This window comes from Pedobacter sp. 01N416 (assembly GCF_056399685.1).
Genome location: NZ_JBFTRT010000650.1, coordinates 1 through 2,622, shown reverse-complemented (window position 1 = coordinate 2,622; position 2,622 = coordinate 1). Strand labels below are relative to the sequence as shown.

The 2,622-nt window shown below is 33.2% G+C and carries 5 protein-coding genes; all 5 read right to left on the bottom strand.

Annotation, left to right across the window (positions count from 1 at the left end; translation table 11 throughout):
- Window positions 1-3: 3 nt before the first annotated feature.
- A complete protein-coding gene (locus AC1DND_RS25315; protein WP_477585299.1) occupies window positions 4-420 on the bottom strand; it encodes a DUF4844 domain-containing protein in 417 nt (138 codons plus the stop codon).
- Window positions 421-636: 216 nt separating this feature from the next.
- On the bottom strand, window positions 637-843 hold the full coding sequence (locus tag AC1DND_RS25310; protein WP_477585298.1) for a hypothetical protein: 207 nt from the start codon (window positions 841-843) through the stop codon (window positions 637-639).
- A 386-nt stretch (window positions 844-1,229) separates the two neighbouring features.
- Entirely contained in the window at window positions 1,230-1,676 is a 447-nt protein-coding gene (locus tag AC1DND_RS25305) for a hypothetical protein (RefSeq protein WP_477585297.1), read from the bottom strand.
- A gap of 340 nt (window positions 1,677-2,016) precedes the next feature.
- Window positions 2,017-2,409: a hypothetical protein gene (locus AC1DND_RS25300; protein WP_477585296.1), complete on the bottom strand. Its 393-nt coding sequence runs from the start codon at window positions 2,407-2,409 to the stop codon at window positions 2,017-2,019.
- A 21-nt stretch (window positions 2,410-2,430) separates the two neighbouring features.
- A partial coding sequence (locus tag AC1DND_RS25295; protein WP_477585295.1) for a hypothetical protein occupies window positions 2,431-2,622 on the bottom strand: 192 nt, incomplete at its 5' end.

Genomic DNA, 2,622 nt, shown 5'->3' with positions numbered 1-2,622 from the left:
GACTTATACGATTGTCTCAAAGTCTAGTGGATCAAATCCATATAACCAAGTATTCAATATTCCACCGGAGGATTCTAATTCAACTGCATCCATCATTTTCTCAAAATACAAGCAGATTGCTTCTTTACCTTCGGTATCCAATCCAGTTTCATTTCCTTCAATCTTTTCTATTGTAGAGGACATTACTTCACGGAACACACCGTCACTACCATTCTGCTTAACAATGTTCTGGAATTCAGTTACACTATTTTTTAATATTGAAATAACATAGCCATCAGTCAAAGCAAGATTTTCAAGATCCGAGAATATTCCCTCTTCCTTAAGCAATTCAAGTTCTTCAATTTTTTTTGATTGTCCGATCATAAAATCTTTTTTTCTTAATAAATTCTGAAGCCAAAACAGGATTAGCTTCAGAGTCACATTTTTTCGGAATAAATATAAACCAATTTCAATGATCCCTTATCATAATTTTAGACTAAATACCCAGCTTTCAATAAGAACTGCATAAAATAGTTTTGATAAGCCCCCCTAAAATCCAATATTTACGTAAATACCATTAATAAGGAAGTATCCCAGCGTCTCTGCATCCTTACAGGGAACACATTATTGGTAATCGATTGGCAGTTTCCAAGCTTACTAAATCAGATTCTGACTTTTAAAGTATTCGTGTAAATCCATTTCAAAACGATCTAAATCAAAGTCCTTTATTTTTGATTTAAACTTTTCAAAAATCACTAAGGATGCTAAAATCTCCATGGCCAAGATTTTTCTTATTTCCTCGTCATTTGCATTTCTGAAGGCTTCATACTCAAGTTTGACAGTATATTCAAAAGAATCTTCCACTATATAGGGTATACCTTCAACAATCGATTCTTTTCTGCCTTTGGTATACTTCGCTTTCTCATTTTTGAAAAATTTTTCAAAACCGGGAGAGACACAAACTATACCGATGGTGAGGCTTTTGATCCCGCCTCCATAATCCCGATTTTGAAAATACAGCTTAAGCTCATCTGAAACTGAATGGATGATCTTCTATTTACTATTGATTTCCTGCGTAATTGTTACTGCTAATCCTATATTCATATTATTTTACCTAAAAATACGGTTTCCAGGGTATCAAAAATCATTTGTTCAATGCAAAAATAAAGAAAGCTTACCTTAATTAAATTACAAAGCCCGACTGTTAGCCGGGCTAGTATCTACTAACGATTTCATTATACTATTGACAATTACTTGCCTTTATCATAAATCAGGATAAGGTTATTTAATTCCTCAATTTCTTCTGATTTACTATCATCTGCGTAAATYTCGTCAATGCGATTTAACACTAATTCGTATTCGTTTTCTGAGCTGATTTTTCCTTTCTTTAAAATTTTTTTTAGTGCTTTTATGCGAGCCTCATCAACTGCTTCAAAATCAACATTTAACCGTTCTTTAAAAAGCTTTTTCAATTCGAAGGCAACTGACAGTGGCATGTGCCTCATTACCTGATCATCAATATCTTTACTTGCAGCTTTGAGTGGCTTAATTTTTCTTTCCTGATAAGCAATTTCTATCAATTTATTCGTTTCTTGATAAGCTTCAATTAGTTCCCGAGGAATATATCCTTTATCAATCATGAACTGATTAAACAAAAGGCATTTATCTCTTAATATTTTAAAATTGTCGGTTTCCATTTTATACTATATTATTTTATTTAACGAAAGGTCCAAACATCATTTCAAAACGGCCACTTTGCTCCGTAATCGAGCGTCAGTTTGAAGCGAAATGCGGCGTCACTTTGAAAACGGAACGACCGGCCATTTTCCCTGAAATACCCCATATGATCAAACTTCCAGTAATTTTCTTCTTTCTAGGCCATTTTTCAAAATTTCCGAAATAAGGTTTCCATTTGATTGAGAATGTAAAAAATATGAGGTTGAAGCAAACGCTGCGCTGAAGACTACGGACAGTAAGGTCTTTTTTACCTCTGCTTTTGCCATCATTCAAACTTAACCCAGTGAGGGAAGCTAAATGCTAAAACTGAGATGGAAACATTTGCTTTGCTCGCTTATTCCCTAATTCGTCAAGTCTTATCTTCGTGTTTAGATATTGTTGCTTATCAAACAATTGACTAATTCGGTGGAATTCTTGTCTTAAAAACTCAATATGAGTTTGGATGGTAGTGACCTGATTTAGCTCTACTTCATTAAATAATAATGCCTTTATTAAAGCCAAATCATACCAATTCTCTTCCTCTTTATTACTGCGTATATCAACAGTTTCAAAAGATTTTGTACTACTAAATCTTACCGCAAATACATCATTCGCAAATACATCGAAATAATCGTTAAAATACTCCGAAGTATCTTGGTGAACTAACTTAAAGCCATTTAACTTTAAAAAGTTATATATTTCTTCTTTAGTCATTTTAATACCACTTAAATTATTTTATTTCTTTACAATTTTCAAAACCCTTTTGTATTTGAGCATCTCAAATTGATTTGTTTTGCACGCTCTTGGAAAAACGGATGCAGCTGTTGCCCCATCTTCTTCAATCCTGAATACAAGTTCACAACCTTGATAGTAGTAGACATATTCGGCCACATCTATATTGTTATTGTTTTCATCAGAAATCGACTC